This is a genomic window from Actinosynnema sp. NPDC059797, assembly GCF_042732085.1.
In the GTDB taxonomy this organism is placed as follows: Bacteria; Actinomycetota; Actinomycetes; order Mycobacteriales; family Pseudonocardiaceae; genus Actinosynnema.
The window spans coordinates 1-14,770 of record NZ_JBHWIE010000184.1; the positions used below are offsets into that span (position 1 = coordinate 1).

The 14,770-nt window shown below is 73.2% G+C and carries 16 protein-coding genes; 8 read left to right on the forward strand and 8 right to left on the reverse strand.

The window, feature by feature from the left end:
* Positions 1–334: 334 nt before the first annotated feature.
* The gene (locus ACFV4N_RS29305; protein WP_499675844.1) at positions 335–775 is read left to right on the forward strand and encodes an Imm1 family immunity protein; all 441 of its coding nucleotides are present in this window, start codon (positions 335–337) and stop codon (positions 773–775) included.
* A gap of 10 nt (positions 776–785) precedes the next feature.
* On the opposite strand, the gene ACFV4N_RS29310 is transcribed toward ACFV4N_RS29305, so the two are convergent.
* Positions 786–1,517 carry a hypothetical protein gene (locus ACFV4N_RS29310; RefSeq protein ID WP_499675845.1) on the reverse strand — a complete coding sequence of 244 codons (732 nt, stop codon included), beginning with the start codon at positions 1,515–1,517 and terminating at the stop codon, positions 786–788.
* A gap of 45 nt (positions 1,518–1,562) precedes the next feature.
* Here ACFV4N_RS29310 and ACFV4N_RS29315 point away from each other — a divergent pair, with 45 nt between their 5' ends.
* Positions 1,563–2,567, forward strand: a complete 1,005-nt coding sequence (locus ACFV4N_RS29315) for a BUD32 family EKC/KEOPS complex subunit (RefSeq protein WP_499675846.1) — start codon at positions 1,563–1,565, stop codon at positions 2,565–2,567.
* A gap of 97 nt (positions 2,568–2,664) precedes the next feature.
* On the opposite strand, the gene rfbD is transcribed toward ACFV4N_RS29315, so the two are convergent.
* Together rfbD and rfbB are read right to left on the reverse strand one after the other, a co-directional pair.
* Positions 2,665–3,558: a dTDP-4-dehydrorhamnose reductase gene (gene rfbD, locus ACFV4N_RS29320; RefSeq protein ID WP_499675847.1), complete on the reverse strand. Its 894-nt coding sequence runs from the start codon at positions 3,556–3,558 to the stop codon at positions 2,665–2,667.
* Between the two features lies 1 nt (position 3,559).
* Positions 3,560–4,552 carry a dTDP-glucose 4,6-dehydratase gene (rfbB, locus tag ACFV4N_RS29325; protein ID WP_499675848.1) on the reverse strand — a complete coding sequence of 331 codons (993 nt, stop codon included), beginning with the start codon at positions 4,550–4,552 and terminating at the stop codon, positions 3,560–3,562.
* Positions 4,553–4,723: 171 nt separating this feature from the next.
* Here rfbB and ACFV4N_RS29330 point away from each other — a divergent pair, with 171 nt between their 5' ends.
* The 3 genes from ACFV4N_RS29330 (at position 4,724) to ACFV4N_RS29340 (ending at position 8,366) form a co-directional block, all read left to right on the forward strand.
* On the forward strand, positions 4,724–6,250 hold the full coding sequence (locus ACFV4N_RS29330; protein ID WP_499675849.1) for an LCP family protein: 1,527 nt from the start codon (positions 4,724–4,726) through the stop codon (positions 6,248–6,250).
* An 83-nt stretch (positions 6,251–6,333) separates the two neighbouring features.
* Positions 6,334–7,521: an LCP family protein gene (locus tag ACFV4N_RS29335; RefSeq protein WP_499675850.1), complete on the forward strand. Its 1,188-nt coding sequence runs from the start codon at positions 6,334–6,336 to the stop codon at positions 7,519–7,521.
* Between the two features lie 149 nt (positions 7,522–7,670).
* A complete protein-coding gene (locus ACFV4N_RS29340; protein ID WP_499675851.1) occupies positions 7,671–8,366 on the forward strand; it encodes a TIGR03089 family protein in 696 nt (231 codons plus the stop codon).
* 168 nt (positions 8,367–8,534) lie between these two features.
* Here the strand turns inward: ACFV4N_RS29340 and ACFV4N_RS29345 are convergent, their stop codons facing one another.
* A complete protein-coding gene (locus tag ACFV4N_RS29345; protein ID WP_499675852.1) occupies positions 8,535–9,623 on the reverse strand; it encodes a GNAT family N-acetyltransferase in 1,089 nt (362 codons plus the stop codon).
* A gap of 55 nt (positions 9,624–9,678) precedes the next feature.
* Between ACFV4N_RS29345 and ACFV4N_RS29350 the strand changes: the two genes are divergently transcribed.
* A complete protein-coding gene (locus ACFV4N_RS29350; RefSeq protein WP_499675853.1) occupies positions 9,679–10,128 on the forward strand; it encodes a MarR family winged helix-turn-helix transcriptional regulator in 450 nt (149 codons plus the stop codon).
* A gap of 214 nt (positions 10,129–10,342) precedes the next feature.
* Here ACFV4N_RS29350 and ACFV4N_RS29355 read toward each other — a convergent pair whose 3' ends face one another.
* Positions 10,343–10,741, reverse strand: a complete 399-nt coding sequence (locus ACFV4N_RS29355; RefSeq protein ID WP_499675854.1) for a DoxX family protein — start codon at positions 10,739–10,741, stop codon at positions 10,343–10,345.
* A 133-nt stretch (positions 10,742–10,874) separates the two neighbouring features.
* Here ACFV4N_RS29355 and ACFV4N_RS29360 point away from each other — a divergent pair, with 133 nt between their 5' ends.
* Positions 10,875–11,213 carry an ArsR/SmtB family transcription factor gene (locus tag ACFV4N_RS29360; protein WP_499675855.1) on the forward strand — a complete coding sequence of 113 codons (339 nt, stop codon included), beginning with the start codon at positions 10,875–10,877 and terminating at the stop codon, positions 11,211–11,213.
* Positions 11,203–11,679 carry an SRPBCC family protein gene (locus ACFV4N_RS29365; protein WP_499675856.1) on the forward strand — a complete coding sequence of 159 codons (477 nt, stop codon included), beginning with the start codon at positions 11,203–11,205 and terminating at the stop codon, positions 11,677–11,679. Before ACFV4N_RS29360 ends, ACFV4N_RS29365 begins: the two co-directional genes overlap by 11 nt.
* 85 nt (positions 11,680–11,764) lie before the next feature.
* Here the strand turns inward: ACFV4N_RS29365 and ACFV4N_RS29370 are convergent, their stop codons facing one another.
* Genes ACFV4N_RS29370 through ACFV4N_RS29380 form a run of 3 tightly spaced genes read right to left on the reverse strand, consistent with a single transcriptional unit; the run spans position 11,765 to position 14,677 of the window.
* The gene (locus tag ACFV4N_RS29370) at positions 11,765–12,928 is read right to left on the reverse strand and encodes an acyl-CoA dehydrogenase (RefSeq protein ID WP_499675857.1); all 1,164 of its coding nucleotides are present in this window, start codon (positions 12,926–12,928) and stop codon (positions 11,765–11,767) included.
* A gap of 37 nt (positions 12,929–12,965) precedes the next feature.
* A complete protein-coding gene (gene purE, locus ACFV4N_RS29375) occupies positions 12,966–13,487 on the reverse strand; it encodes a 5-(carboxyamino)imidazole ribonucleotide mutase (RefSeq protein WP_499675858.1) in 522 nt (173 codons plus the stop codon).
* Positions 13,484–14,677: a 5-(carboxyamino)imidazole ribonucleotide synthase gene (locus tag ACFV4N_RS29380; RefSeq protein ID WP_499675859.1), complete on the reverse strand. Its 1,194-nt coding sequence runs from the start codon at positions 14,675–14,677 to the stop codon at positions 13,484–13,486. The genes purE and ACFV4N_RS29380 overlap by 4 nt, the downstream gene beginning before the upstream one ends.
* Between the last annotated feature and the right edge of the window lie 93 nt (positions 14,678–14,770).

Consider the following 14,770-nt stretch of genomic DNA (forward strand, 5'->3'; position numbering starts at 1 on the left):
AGACCGCCGTGTCCTACCGGGGCATGCTCGACCTGGCCACCCTGCTCATCTGGCTTTGAGGACAGCCCCTAGGAGCCCCGCGCCTCGCGCCGGGGCTCCTTCAACTCGCTCCAGGAAACCTGCCGTGACCCGGTCACGGCGCACACACGACGCAGGAACCGCTGACGCTCGCTGTCGGAGCGAGGCGCGGTCGCACCCGGTGAGGGCTCGGCCATGCGGCACAGGATCACGTATCGGTCGAAGATAAAACCAGCCCCGGGAACCACTCCCACCCCAACGGCCCAACACCCCCCTCGAGTGGTCACCCACCGCAGCCGCTGCCATGATGCCGCCCATGAGTTTCACGGCCGTGTGGCCGATCTCCGACCCGGACAACCCCGACGCCGCCGACAGCCTGGGCGTCGGCGCGCCGGAGGACGTGGACGCGCTGCTGGCCCGCCTCGCCGAACCCGGCGCCGGCCCGGCGACGCTCGAACACCTCGAACGCGACCTCATCACCGACACCGAGGGCCTGCTCGGCGCGCCGGGCGCCACCCGGATCCCCGACCACGACGTGGTCACCGCCGTCCACGACGGCTACGGCTACCTCACCTACGCCGACCCGGAGCACGACTACGCGGTGCTGAGCGGCGAACCGGGCTCGCCCGCGCACCGCACGGAGGACGTCGACTACCCGGCGGGTTCCGGCGTGCCGGTCGAGGTGCTGGCCGCCGCGCTGAAGGACTTCCTCGCCACCGGCGGGCGGCCCACCGCCGTGGAGTGGCGCGAGGTCTGACCCGTGCGGGTCAGACCGGGTGGCGCACCCACACGTTCGGCTCGACGTACACGGCGTGGTCGTGCGCGACCGACACGTGCACGGGCGCCAGCGCACCCGGCACCTGCACGGGCCCGTCGCGGTCGAACGGCAGCCCGGTCCACTCCCGCCAGCGCTCCAGCGGCGCGGCCACGGTCGACGAGCACGACGCCACGCCCTCGACCCGGCCACCCGCCCGCACGTGCGTCCGCAGCCACCGGTCCGCGGGCAGCCCGTCCGCCCGCACCCGGGCCGCGTACTCCGCCATCGGCGCCTCCGGCTCAGCCGCCTTGTCCGGCGGCCGCAACGGCACCAGCAGCGACGTCAGCCCGGCCGCCCGGACCGCCGACCTCATCGCGCCCAGCACCACCGACGACAGCCCGCGCCCCGCGCGGGCGGGGTGCACCGCGATCTCCAACGCGCACGCCACGTCGCACGCCACCCCGTCGAGCGCGTCCTCCGCCGCCCACACGGCCGCCTCGTCCCACCCCGACGGGAGCGCGTCGCGGGCCGACGAGAACGGCACCACGATCCCCCGCGCCACCGGCCGGCCGTCCTCCAGCGCCGCCACCACCAGGTGCGGCCAGCGCCGGACCACCCGCCCGCCCCGGACGAGCAGCGACGCCAGGTTCCCGCGCATGAACGCGGGCGAGCCGTCCGGGTAGGGGATGTCGTAGGTCGCCTGCGCCAGGTCGGGGCGCTCGGCCAGGGTCACGGTCTCCATCGCGGCACCACGGTACGGCCCGCCGGGGACGGGCATGATCGGAGCATGACCGCCGCCACGCCCGCCGCCAGGCGCGCCCGCCACGAGGAGCTGTCCGCGCTCCTCTCCTCGCACGACGACACCGGGCTGGCCGCGCTCGTCGGCGCCGGGGAGACCGCGGGCGTGGGCGGTGGCACGGCGGTGCTCGACGTCGGCGGCCTGCCGGTGTTCGTCAAGCGCGTCCCGCTGACCGACCTGGAGCTGGCGCACCCCCGCTCCACCGCGAACCTGTTCGGCCTGCCGGTGTTCTGCCAGTACGGCGTCGCGAGCCCGGGGTTCAACGCCTGGCGCGAGCTGGCCGCCAACGAGATCCTCACCGACGCGGTCCTGGCCGGCGAGGCCGAGGCGTTCCCGCTGCTCCACCACTGGCGGGTGCTGCCCGGCCGCCCGCCCGTCGCGGCCGAGCACGCCGACGTCGACGCGGTCGTCGCCACGCTCGACGGCCACCCGGCCGTGCGCGCCCGCCTGGCTGCCCTGGCCGCCGCGACGAGCAGCCTGGTGCTGTTCTTCGAGCACCTGCCCCGCCCGGCGGTCGACTGGCTGGCCGAGGACCCGGCGGGCAAGGCCGAGGAGGTCGAGGAGCAGCTGGGGCGGATCGTGGCCTCGCTGCGCCGCCACGAGCTGCTGCACCTGGACGGGCACCTCGGCAACCTGCGCGTCGACGGCGGGCGGCTCCACCTCACCGACTTCGGGCTGGCCACCTCGCCGCGCTTCGACCTGTCGGCCGAGGAGCGCGACTTCGTGCGGCGCAACGCCGGCCACGACGCGGGCTACGCCGCCATGCGGCTGGTCAACTGGCTGGTGACCTCGGTGTGCGGGGTGCCGGCCGAGACCGTCCCGGTGGCGCGCAACGAGTACGTGCGCCGGTGCGCGGCCGGCGACGTCCCGGGGGACGTGCCGCCGGCCGTGGCCGGGGTCCTGGCCCGGCACGCGCCCGACGCGGCGAGGCTGAACGCCTTCTACTGGCGGCTGTTCGACGGCGACGTGCACGCGGAGTACCCGCTGCCGTGACCCGCGCGAGCACGCCGCCGGCGGTTGGCGGCGCGGTTCACGCCGCTGCTCACTGCGCCGCTCACGGCGCGGTTCACACCGTTGCCCACGGCGCGGTTCACGGCACCGCGCGCGACGCCACCGCCTCGGACAGCGCCTCCCGCCAGTGCCGCAGCGGCGGCAGGCCCGCCTCCTCCCACGCCTTCCCGGACAGCACCGAGTACGCGGGCCGGCGCGCGGGCCGGGGGAACTCGTCGGTCGTGCACGGCAGCACCCGCGCCGGGTCCAGGCCCAGCTCCTCGAACACCGCCCGCGCGAACCCGCACCACGTGGTCTCGCCGGCGTTGGTCGCGTGCAGCACCCGCGCGGGCGGGCCGCCGGCGACGACCAGCGACGCCAACGACACCAGGCCGCGCGCGAGGTCGAGCGACCACGTCGGCGACCCGACCTGGTCGTCCACAACGGACAGTTGCTCGCGGGACCCCGCCAAGCGCGCCATGGTCTTCACGAAGTTCGACCCGTGCCGCCCGTACACCCACGCGGTCCGCACCACCCACGAGCGGTCCCACGCCGCGAGCACCCGCTCCTCGCCCGCGAGCTTCGTGCGCCCGTACGCCGAACGCGGCCCGGTCCCGTCGGAGGGCTCGTACGGCCGCGTGCCGTCGCCCGGGAAGACGTAGTCGGTCGACACGTGCAGCAGCGGCACGTCGTGCTCGGCGCAGCGCCGCGCCAGCAGGCCGGGGCCCGTCGCGTTCACCGCGAACGCGCGGTCCTCGTCGGTCTCCGCCGCGTCCACGGCGGTGTAGGCCGCCGCGTTCACCACCACCGGCCGCAGCCCGGCGTCGCGGGCCGCCGCGGCGAGGCCCGCCACCGCGTCGGCCACGGCGGCGTCGTCGGTCAGGTCCAGCTCCGCGGACGACGGCGCGCGCACGAGCCCGTCCGCGGGCGCGGAGGCGACCAGGTCCCGCCCGAGCTGGCCGCGGCCGCCGGGCACCAGGAGCGCGAGCGCCACCTCAGCCGGCCAAGGCCGCGCGCTGCTTGAGCGGCTCCCACCAGGACCGGTTCTCCCGGTACCACCGGACGGTGTCGGCGAGGCCCTCGGCGAAGTCGACCCGCGGCGCGTAGCCCAGCTCGGTGCTGATCTTGGTGATGTCGACCGAGTAGCGGCGGTCGTGGCCCTTGCGGTCCTCGACGGGCTCGACGAACGAGTCCCAGTCGCGGCCGGTGGCCGCCAGCAGCCGCTCGGTCAGCTCCCGGTTGGTCAGCTCGGTGCCGCCGCCGATGTTGTAGATCTCACCACCGCGACCGCCCTCCAGCACGAGCTGGATGCCGCGGCAGTGGTCGTCCACGTGCAGCCAGTCGCGGACGTTGAGGCCGTCGCCGTACAGCGGCACCTTCTTCCCGTCCACGAGGTTGGTCACGAACAGCGGGATGACCTTCTCCGGGAACTGGTACGGACCGTAGTTGTTCGAGCACCGCGTGACGCACACGGGCAGGCCGTGCGTGCGGTGGAACGAGCGGGCCAGCAGGTCGGAGGAGGCCTTGGACGCCGAGTACGGCGAGTTGGGCTCCAGCAGGTGGTCCTCGGTCCAGGAGCCCTCGTCGATGGTGCCGTAGACCTCGTCCGTCGAGACGTGCACGAACTTGGCGACCCCGGCCTCCAGCGCGGCCTGGAGCAGCACCTGGGTGCCCAGCACGTTGGTCAGCACGAAGTCCGCCGACCCGGTGATCGAGCGGTCCACATGCGACTCGGCGGCGAAGTGCACGACCACGTCCACCCCGCGCATGACGTCCACGACCAGCTCGCGGTCGCAGATGTCGCCCCGGACGAAGCGCAGCCGCGGGCTGCCCGCGACCGGCGCCAGGTTCGCCTCGTTGCCCGCGTAGGTGAGCTTGTCCAGCACCACCACCTCGGCGTCGGCGTAGGCCGGGTAAGAACCGCCCACCAACTCCCGCACGTAGTGCGAGCCGATGAACCCGGCCCCACCCGTTACCAGTACGCGCATGCTCGATGCCTCCTAATGGCGGTACGCGCGACCAAGTCTGTCACGGTTCTTAACCGTGCAACCCACCGCGTTGTTACAGCGTCTCCCGTATACAAGCGAAAACAGCGCGGACTTCACCCGTCCGCGATTAACCTTGGCCTACTGGCAAGGCACCCGGGGGAGGCAGGGCAAGTGGACGTGCGTCCGCCCAAGGCGGCCGGTGGATCGGCTGCTCTGCGTGTGCTCGTGCTCACCGGGCGTTCCCTGCTGGCGCTCTTGTCGGCGGCTGTGCTCGTCGTCACGTGGTACGGCTGGTACCACCTCGGCGACATCGACGAGGGCATGACGACGACCGACGTCATCTCCTCCTCGGTGGCCGAGCAGACCGAGGGCGTGACCCGCAAGCCCCTCGACGGCGCGGTGGACATCCTGCTGGTCGGCGTGGACAGCCGCACCGACGCGCAGGGCAACCCGCTTTCGGACGAGGTGTTGGCGCTGCTCAACGGCGGTGTGGCGGACGGCACGCTGAACACCGACACGATGATCCTGGTGCACGTGCCCCAGGACGGCACGCGCGCGGTGGCCATCTCGTTCCCGCGCGACTCGTACGTGGAGATCGCCGACGGCTTCGGCAAGCACAAGCTGAACTCGGCGATGGCCCGGCAGCGCAACGACACCGCGCAGGCGCTGCGCGAGCAGGGCGTGACCGACGAGGACCGCGTCGAACGCGAGTCGATGCAGGCGGGCCGCCGCACGCTGATCAAGACCATCGAGGGCCTGACCGGCGGCTCGGTCACCATCGACCGGTACGCCGAGGTCAACCTGGCCAGCTTCTACGAGGTGACCAAGGCCATCGGCGGCGTCGAGGTGTGCCTGAACGCCGACACCAGCGACCGGGACTCGGGCGCGGACTTCAAGGCCGGCCGGCAGACCATCTCCGGCGCGCAGGCGCTGTCGTTCGTCCGCCAGCGCGGCGGGCTGCCGGGCGGCGACCTCGACCGGATCGTGCGGCAGCAGGTGTTCATCGGCGCGCTGGCCCGGCAGGTGCTGTCCACGGGCACGCTGACCGACTTCGTCAAGCTCGACCAGCTGGTGACCGCGGTGAAGAAGTCCGTGGTGCTCAGCGAGCGGTGGAACATCACCGAGTTCGCCGAGCAGATGCAGGGGCTGGTGTCGGGCAACATCCAGTTCCGCACGATCCCGGTGGGCCCGCCGACGAACGTGTGGGGCGACGGCAGCGTGCTGCCGGTCGACCCGGCGCAGGTGCGCCAGTTCATCAAGGGCCTGGCGACCGAGCCGACGTCCTCGTCCGCGCCGACCACGACCGCGTCCGCGCCGCCGAGCTCGGCGATCACCGTGAACGTGCACAACGCGGCGGGCGTCGCCCGGTTGGCCGCCACCGTGCTGGACATCCTGGCCGAGCGCGGCTTCACCCGCGGCCAGGCCGAGACCGGCGCCTACGCGGAGACGTCCGTGGTGCGGCACGCGCCGGGCGAGCTGGCGAGCGCCGAAAAGGTGATCTCGGCCCTGGGCGGTAACGCCGAGGCCGTCGAGGACGACACCGTGCCACGGGGGCAGGTGGAGGTGCACGTCGGCGCGGACTACTCGCCACCGGGGCAGTCCGACCCGGCGGCCGTGGGCGACACCGGGCTGACGCTCTCCTCCGCGCCCAGCTCCACCCCGCCGATCACCGCCGACGGCATGGTCTGCGTGAACTGAACCCGCCTCCAGCGCGACCCGGCGTCCGACCGGCCGGAGGTGGTTAGCCTGATCGGACAGACTCGACGTCGGGAGGAACGCCGGTGAAGGCCGCCGTGGTGATCTGGCGCACGCTGGTGGCGCTGCTGTCCGCGGTCGTGCTGGCGACGTCCGGGTACGGCTGGGCCACGCTCCAGCGGGTCGAGGAGAGCGTCAACAAGACCGACGTGCTGACCATGCTCCAGGAGGAGGAAGGCGCGCCGCCCGTGGAGGACGGCGCCACCGACATCCTGGTGGTCGGCAGCGACAGCCGGACGGACGCGCAGGGCAGGCAGCTGCCCGCCGACGTGCTGCGGCGGCTGCGCACCGAGGCGACCGACACGCTCAACACGGACACGATCATCGTGCTGCGGGTGCCCCACAACGGCGGCCAGGCGCACGCCGTGTCCATCCCGCGCGACACCTGGGTCACCCTCCCCCAGTACGGCCAGGAGAAGATCAACGGCGCGTACGGGTTGACGAAGCTGCGGACCATGGAGCGGCTGGCGGCGGAGGGCGTGCCGCTGGACGAGCGGTCCCGGCAGGGCGACCAGGCCGGCCGGCGGGCGCTGGTGCAGGTCGTGCAGGACCTGACCGGGGTCCGGGTGGACCACTACGCGGAGGTCAACCTCTACGGGTTCTACCTGCTCACCGAGGTCATCGGGGGCGTGGAGGTGTGCCTCAAGGCGGCCACGTCGGACCCGGACTCGGGCGCTGACTTCCGCGCCGGCGTGCAGACGATCTCGGGCGGCGACGCGCTGTCGTTCGTGCGCCAGCGCAAGAACATCCCGAACGGCGACCTGGGCCGGATCACGCGGCAGCAGGTGTTCATGTCGGCGGCCATGGCGAAGCTGATGTCGGCGGGCACCCTGGCCGACCCGGCGCGGCTGTCGGGGCTGCTGGACGCGGTGCACAAGTCGGTCGTGGTGGACGAGGGGTTCGACCTGGCCACGTTCGCGGCGCAGGCGCGGGGTCTCGCGGGCGGGAACGTGGAGTTCGCGACCATCCCGGTGACCGGGGTCGGGGTCCGCAACGAGCGGGGCCAGAGCATCGTGACCGTCGACCCGGCGCAGGTGAAGGCGTTCGTGGCGCAGGTGCTGGGCGAGAAGACGACCACGCGCACGCCGGCGCCGACGACGACCGCGGCGCCGACCACCGCCCCGACGACCACCCAGGGCTTCGGCGGCGGGAAGCGGGTGGCGCTGGACGGGCGGGCGCGGGCGGCGCTCCAGGGCCCGCCCTGCGTGGACTAGGGGATCGGCCGGGCGCGCGGCTCACGTTCCCCCGACTCCGACTCCGACTCCGGCTCCGGCCCGCGGCTCCGGCCCTGGCTCCCGTCCCCGCTCCGCCTCCGACCAGGGTCCTGCGAGCCCGGAGCCGGCCGGCGTGGCACGCTTGGTCCATGACCGTCACGGATGCCCTGTTCGCACCCCTGTTCGCGGCGAACCCCGGCCGTCCCCTGATCACCCACTACGACGACGCCGCGGGCACGCGGGTGGAGCTGTCCCGGGCGACCGTGCGGAACTGGGCCGCGAAGACGGCGAACTGGCTGCGCGACGAGCACGACGTGGAGCCGGGCGACCCGGTGGCGGTGCTGCTGCCCGCGCACTGGCAGACGGCGGGCGTGCTGCTCGGCGCGTGGTGGTGCGGCGCGGCGGTGACCGACGACCCGGCGGGCGCGAAGGTGGCGCTGGTGCCGCCCGGCGGCGCGGCGCCCGGGGCCGGGGTGACGGCGGTGGTGTCGCTGCACCCGATGGGGCTGGGCAGCGGCGCGCCGGTGGACTACAACGACGACATCCGGGTGTTCGGCGACGACTTCGCGCCGTGGGAGCCGGTGGCCGGCTCGACGCCCGCGCTGCTCAAGTCCACTGTGGACGAAGTGGTCTCGGAGGCGCACCACCGCGCGGAAACGCTGGGCATCACGACCACCTCGCGCGTTCTGTCCACTGTGGAGTGGTCCATGCCGGACGGTCTGCTCGGCGGCTTCCTCGCCGTGCTGGCGGGCGGCGGTTCGCTGGTGCAGTGCAGCAACGCCGCACCGGACCTGCTCGCCGCGCGCCGCACCGCCGAGCAGACGACCATGGACCTCGTGGGCTGAGCGCTCCCGGCGCGGTGGCCGGTGGCGCCGGAGCGGGCACCGGCAGGTGGCCGGGCAGGCGATGAACGGGCGGGACGGCGTCGAGCGGCGGCAGCGGTCGGGTGAGGTCGTTGCGGTCGGCGCCGGGCCGCGCCGCGCACACCTCCGCGGGGTTTCACCGAGCCTTGGTCAGGGCGCACCGGTCACCACGACCGGCTTGGTCAACGAGACGGCGCCTTCGTGGGCGGTGCCGCGCCGGTAGCCGGAGCGCTCGTAGAGGGCGATGTTGCGGTGGCTGTGCGCGCCGGTGTGGAGCCGCAACGCGCGCACCCCGGCCGGCGCCTGCTCCTCGGCGAAGCGGAGCAGCCAGGTGCCGAGCCCCCGGCCCGCGAGGTCCGGCGCGACCATCAGGCGCCCGATGTCCCACGTGTCACCGTCGCGGCGAGCGCGGACGGCGCCCACCAACCGGCCGTCGAGGCGCGCGCACCACACCGCCCAGTCGTCCACCCAAGCCCGGACGTCGTCACCCGTCTCGTGCAGCGGCCCGAGGCCCCAGTCGTCGTTGGCGACGGCCTCCTGGACCCAGCAGCAACGCTGCAGGACGACGAGTTCCGCCGCGTCGGCGGCACTTGCGGGCCGCAGGCGCACCCCCGGCAGCGGCGGCGGCGGGCCGGCCGGGTCGACCGCTTCGCCGTCCGGTCGGTACAGCGGGCGCAGGACGCGCGCCAGGCGGACGAGCTCCCGGAAGGCGTTGCGCGCGGCCTCGTCCCTGGCGGGGTCGTCGAGCAGTCGCCCGTCGCCGACGTGGTCGCCGATGCGCAGGGCGACCGTGGCCCCGGTCGGCATCATGCGCAGGGTGGTGGCGACCTGCTCGGCCATGTGGACGCCGCGCGTCCCCGCCGAGGTGTTGCCGTACCCGACGAAGGACACCGGCTTGTACGCCCACTCCGCGGACAGGTAGTCCATGGCGTTCTTCAGGGTGGCCGGCATGGCGTGGTTGTACTCGGGGGTGACGATCACGAACGCGTCGGCGTCGGCGACGAGGCGACTCCACGACCGCGTGTGCTCGTGGTGGTAGATGCCGGAGGAGGGGTGTTCGGGCTCGTCCAGGAGGGGCAGCCCGATCTGCCCGAGGTCGGCGGTGGTGATCTCGGCGGCGCAGTCGACCGCGAGGTGCCGGTTGACCTGGGCGAACCACTCGCCAACGGTCGGACCGAGCCGACCGGGACGGGTGCTGGCGATGATCATCAGGATGCGGACGACCGGCTTCTTTGACATGTCAACGAGCGTAGCCCGGGTTTCATTGACATGTCAAAGGTGGCAGGATGGGGGCATGTCCGAGGTGCCGTGGTTGACGCCCGACGAAGAGCGGGCCTGGCGGGCGTTCCGGCGCCTGCTCACCGTCCTGCCCGCGCGCACGGGTCGCGACCTCACCGCGCTCGGCCTCTCCTCGACCGACTACGAGGTGCTGAGCACGCTGTCCGAGAAACCGGACCGGCGCTGGGGGTTGCGCGACCTCGCCGCGAAGATGCAGTGGTCGCGCAGCCGGCTCTCGCACCACGCGGCCCGGATGGAGGCCCGCGGCCTGCTCGAGCGCACCGAGGACGTCAACGACGGCCGCGGCAGCATCTACCACCTCACCGACGACGGCTTCGCCGCGCTGGAACAGGCCGCGCCGGGGCACGTGCGGTCGGTGCGGAACCGGTTCCTCGACCACCTGTCCGCCGACGAGCTGAAGACCCTGGAGATCATCTCCACCCGCATCGCGGACCTGCCCGACTGATCGGGACCACCCGTTCGCGAGCGGCCCGACGGCAGGAGGCGGCGCGAGGGGCTCGGCGGGCTCGTGCACGGTCACTTGGCGCGGGCCCGCCGTCGCCAGGCGCCAACGGCCCGACCAGCGCCGCGGGCGACCGGGAGCCGAGGCACCTCGACGTCGCCTGCCCGATCCCCGTGCCGCCGCTCCCCGAGCGGTGAGGACCGAGCAGGCGATCCGGTCAGGCGGGCTGCTTCGCCCGCACCAGCCGGGAGACCGAGAGGTTGCCCGGGTTGAACCCCAGCGCCAGCGAGGCCACGGCGAGCACGAGCACGTACTCGTAGCCGCCCTGGCCGAGCAGGCCGTTGGGCAGGTGCACGATGACCAGCGCGCCGAGCATGGCGAACGCGAGCAGCGCGCCCGCGACCGGCGTGGCGACGCCGAGGATCAGCAGCGCGCCGCCGCCCAGTTCGACCAGGGCCGTGAACCAGGCGGACAGCGTCGGCAGCGGCACGCCCATGGCCTCGAAACCGGCCGCCGTGCCGTCCATGCCGGATTGGACGACCTTCTGCCAGCCGTGCGCGATGAACACCACGCCGAGGCCGATCCGCCCGACGAGCGCGGCCACGTCCTTGATCATTGACGACTCCCCTTCGTGTGCTGTCGACCCCTGCAAGCTATATGAACTTTCAACGACCTCCCGGGTCTTGACAGCCACTCGACAGGCCACGTAGAAAACCAATCAGTTAGATAACCAGACGGTTAGGTACGAGATGGCGGACGATCCCCTGAGCCTCACCTTCGCCGCGCTGGCCGACCCGACCAGGCGAGCGATCCTCGCCCGGCTGGCCGAGGGGCCGGCGAGCGTGAAGGAGCTGTCCGAGCCGTTCCCGATGAGCGGCCCGGCGATCTCCAAGCACCTCAAGGTGCTGGAACGGGCGGGCCTGATCAGCCGGGGCCGCGACGCGCAGTGGCGGCCGTGCGCGCTGGACGCCGCGCCGCTGCGCGAGGTCGCCGAGTGGGCCGCGGGCTACCGCAGGTTCTGGGAGGCGAGCCACCGCCGCCTGGACGCGTACCTCGAACGCATGAAGGAGCAGACCGATGACCGCTGACACCGTCGTGTGGACCACCCCGTCCGCCGTCGAGGTGGCGATGACCAGGACGTTCGACGCGCCGCGCGAGCTCGTCTTCGACGCCTTCACCAAGCCCGAGCACGTCGTGCACTGGATGCTGGGCCCCGAGGGCTGGACCATGCCGGTCTGCGAGATCGACCTCCGCCCCGACGGGGCGTGGCACATGGTGTGGCGCCGGGAGGACGGCAGCGAGATGTCGATGACCGGGAAGTACCTGGAGGTGACCCCGCCGTCCCGGACGGTGCAGACCGAGTCGTGGGGCCCCGAGTGGCCCGAGACGGTGAACACGACGGAGTTCATCGCCGAGGGCGGGCGGACGACGGTCGTGCAGACGATGCGGTTCCCGTCCCCGGAGGCCCGCGAGCGCGCCACGGCGACCGGCATGAGGGACGGCGCGACCGTCAGCTACGAGCGCCTGGCCGAATACCTGTCGACCCTGGTCTGACCCCTCGGGCACCACCCGCCGCCGGACCCGCGACCGCCCGCCGTCCCGGGCCGGCCGGACCGGGGCGACGGGCGGCTCGTCGGACTCAGCCGTTGAGCAGGGCGCGGGACATGACCACGCGCTGGATCTGGTTCGTGCCCTCGTAGATCTGGGTGATCTTCGCGTCACGCATCATGCGCTCCACCGGGAAGTCCCGCGTGTACCCGGCCCCGCCGAACAGCTGCACCGCGTTCGTCGTCACCTCCATCGCCACGTCGGACGCGAAGCACTTCGCCGCCGCGGTGATGAAGCCCAGGTTCGGCTCGCCCCGCTCCGCCCGCGCCGCCGCCACGTAGACCATGTGGCGGGCCGCTTCGACCTTCATCGCCATGTCGGCCAGCATGAACTGCACGCCCTGGAAGTCGGCGACCGAGCGGCCGAACTGCTTGCGGTCCTTGGTGTAGGCCACGGCCTGGTCCAGGGCGCCCTGGGCGATGCCCACGGCCTGCGCGCCGATGGTCGGCCGGGTGTGGTCCAGGGTGCGCAGCGCCGTCTTCAGGCCGGTGCCGGGTTCGCCGATGATCCGGTCCGCGGGGATGGTGCAGTCCTCGAAGTGGATCTCGCGGGTCGGGGAGCCCTTGATGCCGAGCTTGCGCTCCTTCGACCCGACCACGAAGCCCGGGTCGTCCTTGTGCACCACGAACGCCGAGATGCCCTGCGACTTCTTCGGCGCGTCCGGGTCCGACACCGCCATCACCGTGTACCAGGTGGACTCACCCGCGTTGGTGATCCAGCTCTTGCTGCCGTTGAGCACCCAGTGGTCGCCGTCGAGGCGCGCCCTGGTGCGCATGGACGCCGTGTCGGAGCCGGCCTCGCGCTCGGACAGCGCGTAGGACGCCATGGCGTCGCCCGTCGCGATGGACGGCAGCACCTGGCGCTTCAGCTCCTCGGACGCCGCCAGCAGGATCGGCATGGTGCCCAGCTTGTTCACCGCCGGGATCAGGGAGGACGACGCGCAGACGCGCGCCACCTCCTCGATCACGATGCACGTGGCGACCGAGTCGGCGCCCTGGCCGTCGTAGGCGTCCGGGATGTGCACCGCCGAGAAACCCGATTTGACCAGCGCGTTCAACGCCTCGGACGGGAAGCGCTCCTGCTCGTCCACGTCCGCCGCGTGCGGCGCGATCTCCTTCTCGGCCAGCGAGCGGACCGCCGACCGCAGCTCCTCGTGCTCCTCGGCGAGCTTGTAGGTACCGAAGCTCGGGTCCACGTTAAGTTACCTCCCGGTAGGGCGTACTACCAGGATGTTAGCGCGCGTTCACGCCCCTGTCCGCTGTGCCGTCGGCAACAGCCCTGAGCGCCGCGTCCTTCTCCAGCACGAGGTCGGCCAGGGCGGCCTGGAAATCGGCCATCCTCCCCTGCAGGACCGGGTCGGACGCCGCCAGCACGCGCACCGCCAGCAGGCCCGCGTTGCGCGCGCCGCCGACCGACACGGTGGCCACCGGCACACCCGCCGGCATCTGGACGATCGACAGCAGCGAGTCCATCCCGTCGAGGTACTTCAGCGGCACCGGCACGCCGATCACCGGCAGCACCGTGGCCGACGCCACCATGCCCGGCAGGTGCGCCGCGCCACCGGCCCCGGCGATGATCACCTTCAGCCCGCGGGACGCCGCCGACGCCGCGTAGTCCAGCATCCGCTGCGGCGTCCGGTGCGCCGAGTACACGCCGACCTCGTACGGCACGCCGAACTCGGCCAGCGCCTCGGCGGCGGCCCCCATCACCGGCCAGTCCGAGTCGCTGCCCATGATCACGCCGACCTGCGTCACCGCTGCCCTCCGTGGATGTCGTACCCGTCCAGCCACACGCCGTCGGACAGCCAGTGCGCGGCGAGCCTCGCCCGCTCCCGCACCTCGTCCATCCGCTCACCGAGCACGGTCACGTGGCCGATCTTGCGCCCCGGTCGCTCCGCCTTGCCGTACAGGTGCACGTGCGCGTCGGGGAACCGGGCGAACAGGTGGTGCAGCCGCTCGTCGGGCCCCATCTCCGGCGCCGACGACGCGCCGAGCACGTTGGCCATCACCACGGCGGGCGCGACCAGGTCCGTCGCGCCGAGCGGGTAGTCCAGCACGGCGCGCAGGTGCTGCTCGAACTGCGAGGTCCGCGCGCCCTCGATGGTCCAGTGGCCGGAGTTGTGGGGCCGCATCGCCAGCTCGTTGACCACGAGCCCGTCGTCGGTCTCGAACAGCTCCACGGCCAGCAGCCCGACCACGTCCAGCTCGGCGGCCACGGTGAGCGCCAGCTCCTGGGCCCGCTCGGTCAGCTCGCCCGCGCCCGGGGCGGGCGCCAGCACCTCGACGCAGATGCCGTCCCGCTGCACGGTCTGCACCAGCGGCCACGCCGCGCCCTGCCCGAACGGCGAGCGCGCGACCAGCGCGGCCAGCTCGCGGCGCATCGGCACGCACTGCTCGACCATCAGCGGCGTGCCGGCGTCCAGCAGCTCGGGCACCACGCGCTGCGCGCTCTGCGGCGTGTTCAGCATCCACACGCCGCGGCCGTCGTAGCCGCCGCGCACCGCCTTGAGCACGCACGGCCACCCGTGCTCGGCCCCGAACCGCAGCACGTCGCCGGGCTCGCGCACCTCGGCGAACGGCGGCACCGGCAGGCCCAGCTCGGCCAGCCGCACGCGCATGACCAGCTTGTCCTGCGCGTGCACCAGCGCGTCCGGCCCGGGGAGGACCTTGACGCCCTCGGCGGCCAGGGCCCGCAGGTGCTCCTGGGGCACGTGCTCGTGGTCGAACGTGACGACGTCGCAGGACTTGGCGAACCCGCGCAGGGCCTCCAGGTCGGTGTGCCCGCCCAGCTCCACGTCGCGGGCGACGAGCGCGGCGGGGTCGGAGTCCGACTCGGCGAGCACGCGCAGCGACTGGCCGAGCGGGATGGCGGCCTGGTGCGTCATGCGCGCCAGTTGGCCGCCGCCGATCATGCCGACGACGGGGAGACGGGTACGTGAGTCCACGGTTCGGTGATTCTACCTGCACAAACAGGAGGTCCCGCACGCACCCGGCGCGGGCGGGGCCACCAGCCCACCACCTGCCGCCCACACCCCGGG